This is a genomic window from Rhodopseudomonas sp. BR0C11 (genome assembly GCF_010820945.1).
In the GTDB taxonomy this organism is placed as follows: domain Bacteria; phylum Pseudomonadota; class Alphaproteobacteria; order Rhizobiales; family Xanthobacteraceae; genus Rhodopseudomonas; species Rhodopseudomonas palustris_H.
On record NZ_QTKI01000485.1, the window covers coordinates 1 to 3,269 of the forward strand.

Below are 3,269 nucleotides of genomic sequence, written 5' to 3' on the forward strand. Positions count from 1 at the left end.
GTTCAATGTCGTCTCCGGCATGTACGCCGCCGACCACGGCCGGATCGAGCTCGACGGCAGCGACGTCACCGGCCTGCCGCCGGACGAACTCGCCACCCGCGGGCTGTCGCGCACCTTCCAGAACCTGCAGATCTTCCACCGCATGACCGCCGCCGAGAACGTGATGGTCGGGCGGCATCTGCAGGAGCGCTGCAGCCTGTTTGCCGATCTACTGCGCCTGCCCTCGGTGACGCGGCAGAACCGCGCCACCCGCGCGGCAGCGCTGACGCTACTCGATCAGGTCGGCCTACGCGACGTCGCCGACGTCGCGGCGGGCTCGTTGTCGTATGGCGCGAGCAAGCGGCTGGAGATCGCCCGCGCGCTCGCCGCCGAGCCGCGGGTGCTGCTGCTCGATGAGCCGGCAGCCGGGTGCAATTCGGTCGAGACCGAGGAAATCGACCGCCTGATCTGCCGCGTCGCCGAGCAGGGCATCGCGGTGGTGCTGGTCGAACACGACATGAAGCTGGTGATGAAGATCTCGCATCGCATCCTGGTGCTCAATCAGGGCCGAATGCTGGTCGAAGGGACGCCCGACGAGGTGCGGCACAATCCGCTGGTGGCGGAAGCCTATCTCGGACGCCACGGCGCGCGGGAGGCGGCGCGTGCTTGAAGTAAAGGACCTGCACAGCGGCTACGGCCGGATCGACGTGCTCAAAGGCATCGGCCTCGAGGTGCGTGCCGGCGAAGTCGTCGCGCTGATCGGCTCCAACGGCGCTGGCAAGACAACGCTGCTGCGGGCGCTGTCCGGCGTGCAGCCGGTGTCCGGCGGAGAAATCCGGTTTCTCGGCCAACGCATCGACAAGCTGGCGCCGCACAAGCGCGTCGGCCTCGGCATCACCCAGTCGCCCGAGGGGCGCCAGATCTTCGGCCCGCTCAGTGTCGCAGACAATCTCAGGCTCGGCGCTTATTTGCGCAAAGACGGCGGCATCGAGGCCGACCGCGAGCGCGTCTATGCGATGTTTCCGATCCTGAAGGACAAGCGCGACCAGCAAGCCAGCGGCCTGTCCGGCGGCCAGCAGCAGATGCTGGCGATCGGCCGCGCCCTGATGGGCCAGCCCAAGCTGCTGCTCCTCGATGAGCCCTCGCTCGGGCTGTCGCCGATCCTGGTCGACCAGATCCTCGACGCCGTGGTGGCGATGCGCAACAGTGGCATCACCATCCTGCTGGTCGAACAGAACGCCGCGGCCGCCCTCGAAATCGCCGACCGCGGCTACGTGATCGAAACCGGCCGCATCGTTCACGCCGGCCCCGCCGCGGAGCTGCTCACCGATCCGAAGGTGAAGGCGGCGTATCTCGGGATCGATTGACGGCAGGCGATAGGCGCGTCGTCACTCCCTCTTCTCCGTCATTCCGGGGCACGCGCGGTAGCGCGTGAACCCGGAATCTCGCAGTTGTGGCGCACCCGGCGTCGCAACAATTTCTGGATTCCGGGTTCGCTCGCTTCGCGAGCGCCCCGGAATGACTGCTCTCGTTTGAAACGCAAATGGCCGGGACAAGCCCGGCCATCACGCAGATACAAAAGCTCAAGCGGACCGCTTACTTGCCCCAGACGTCCCAGGACACTTCCACAGCCAGGCGCAGCTTGTCCCACTGCTCCTGCTCGGACAGGATGTTGCCCTCTTCGGTCGAGGCGAAGCCGCATTGCGGCGACAGCGCCAGCTGTTCGAGCGGCACGAATTTCGACGCCTCTTCGAGCCGGCGCTTGATCGCGTCCTTGCTCTCCAATTCGCCGAACTTCGAGGTGATGACGCCGACCACCACGACCTTGTTGCCCTTGGGCAGGAAACGCAGCGGCTCGAACCCGCCGGCGCGCTCGGAGTCGTACTCCAGGAAGTAGCCATCGTAGTTGATGCCGCCGAGCAGCGTCTCCGCCACCGGCTCGTAGCCACCGGACGAAATCCAGGTCGAGCGGAAATTCCCACGGCAGACGTGAGTGGTGATCACCATGTCGGCCGGCCGATCGGCGATCGCGTAGTTGATCACCCGCGCATAGATCTGCTGCAGATTGTCCGGATTGTCGCCGCGGGCACGCGCCTTCTGCAATTCGTCCTGCGAGCACAGATACGCCCACACGGTGTCGTCGAACTGCAGATAGCGGCAGCCGGCGTCGTAGAACGCTTTCACGGCCTTGCGATAGGTCTTGGCGAGATCCTGGAAGAAGCCATCGAGATCCGGATAAACCTCGCTGGAGATCGCCTTGCGGCCGCCGCGGAAATGCAGCACGGCCGGCGACGGAATGGTCATCTTCGGCGTCACATGCGCGATGTCGGCGTGCTTCTTGAGGAAGCGGAAGTGATCGAGCATCGGATGGTCATCGGGGAAGTCGAGCTTGCCGATGACGCGGATCGAATCGTTGCGGGTCTGCACGCCGGCGAACTGAATGCCGGTGTCGGGATGGTAGAGCTCACAGCCGGTGAGATGGCTCAGGAAGTCGAAGTGCCACCATGAGCGGCGGAACTCGCCGTCGGTCGCGAGCTTCAGCCCGATCGCCGACTGCTTATGGACGACCTTCTCGATCTCCATGTCTTCGATCTCGCGCAGATTGGCGGCGGTGATCTCGCCCTTCTCCAGCTTGGCGCGGGCTTCCTTGATCTTCTGCGGCCGCAGCAGGCTGCCGACCTCGTCGGCGCGGAACGGTGGCTTTGTTCTTTGCGTCATTTTCACTCCCCAAGGTCAGCTCTTGGCTCCGCCGGAGACGCCCAGATAGCGCTCCAGCGTTGCGGCATCATCCTTCAGCGCCGCGCTCGCCGCATCATGCACGATCGCGCCGCGTTCCAATATCACAACCCGATCCGCGAGCTGGAGGATTTTTCGCGCGTTCTGCTCGACGATGATCGAGCCGATGCCGCCGGAGCGGGTGATGGTGCCGAGCGCGGTTAGCAATTCGTCAACGATGATCGGCGCGAGGCCCTCGGTCGGCTCGTCCAGCAGCAGCACCTTGGGATTGAGCGTCAGCGCACGGCCGATCGCCAGCATCTGCTGCTCGCCGCCCGAGAGCTGATTGCCGAAATTGCTGCGGCGCTCCTCAAGCCGCGGAAACATCTCGTACACCCGCGCCACCGTCCACGGCCCCGGCTGCGCCACCGCAGTGAGGTTCTCCTCGACGGTGAGCGACTTGAAGATGTTGCGCTCCTGCGGCACCCAACCGATCCCGGCGCGCGCCCGCTGATCCGGGCGCAGCGCGGTGACATCGACGCCGCCGACCGCGATGGTGCCGGAGAAGCGGCGGG

4 protein-coding genes are annotated in these 3,269 nt (G+C 65.6%); 2 read left to right on the forward strand and 2 right to left on the reverse strand.

Translation table 11 applies throughout. The annotated features are described in order from the left end of the window. Together DYI24_RS23845 and DYI24_RS23850 are read left to right on the forward strand one after the other, a co-directional pair. On the forward strand, positions 1-649 hold a 649-nt coding region (locus tag DYI24_RS23845; RefSeq protein ID WP_164574085.1), incomplete at its 5' end, for an ABC transporter ATP-binding protein. After that, positions 642-1,346, forward strand: a complete 705-nt coding sequence (locus tag DYI24_RS23850) for an ABC transporter ATP-binding protein (protein WP_164574086.1) — start codon at positions 642-644, stop codon at positions 1,344-1,346. The genes DYI24_RS23845 and DYI24_RS23850, both read left to right, overlap by 8 nt. A 229-nt stretch (positions 1,347-1,575) precedes the next feature. Here the strand turns inward: DYI24_RS23850 and DYI24_RS23855 are convergent, their stop codons facing one another. Both DYI24_RS23855 and DYI24_RS23860 read right to left on the reverse strand, forming a co-directional pair. Further along, on the reverse strand, positions 1,576-2,697 hold the full coding sequence (locus tag DYI24_RS23855; RefSeq protein ID WP_107356688.1) for a cobalamin-independent methionine synthase II family protein: 1,122 nt from the start codon (positions 2,695-2,697) through the stop codon (positions 1,576-1,578). A 15-nt stretch (positions 2,698-2,712) separates the two neighbouring features. Further along, positions 2,713-3,269: ABC transporter ATP-binding protein (locus DYI24_RS23860; RefSeq protein WP_164574087.1), on the reverse strand; the 557-nt coding region annotated here is incomplete at its 5' end.

What these genes read in the sequence shown, in the direction of transcription:
- DYI24_RS23855 (WP_107356688.1), bottom strand. Translation starts at nt 2,697, where the DNA reads ATGACGCAAAGAACAAAGCCACCGTTCCGCGCCGACGAGGTCGGCAGC.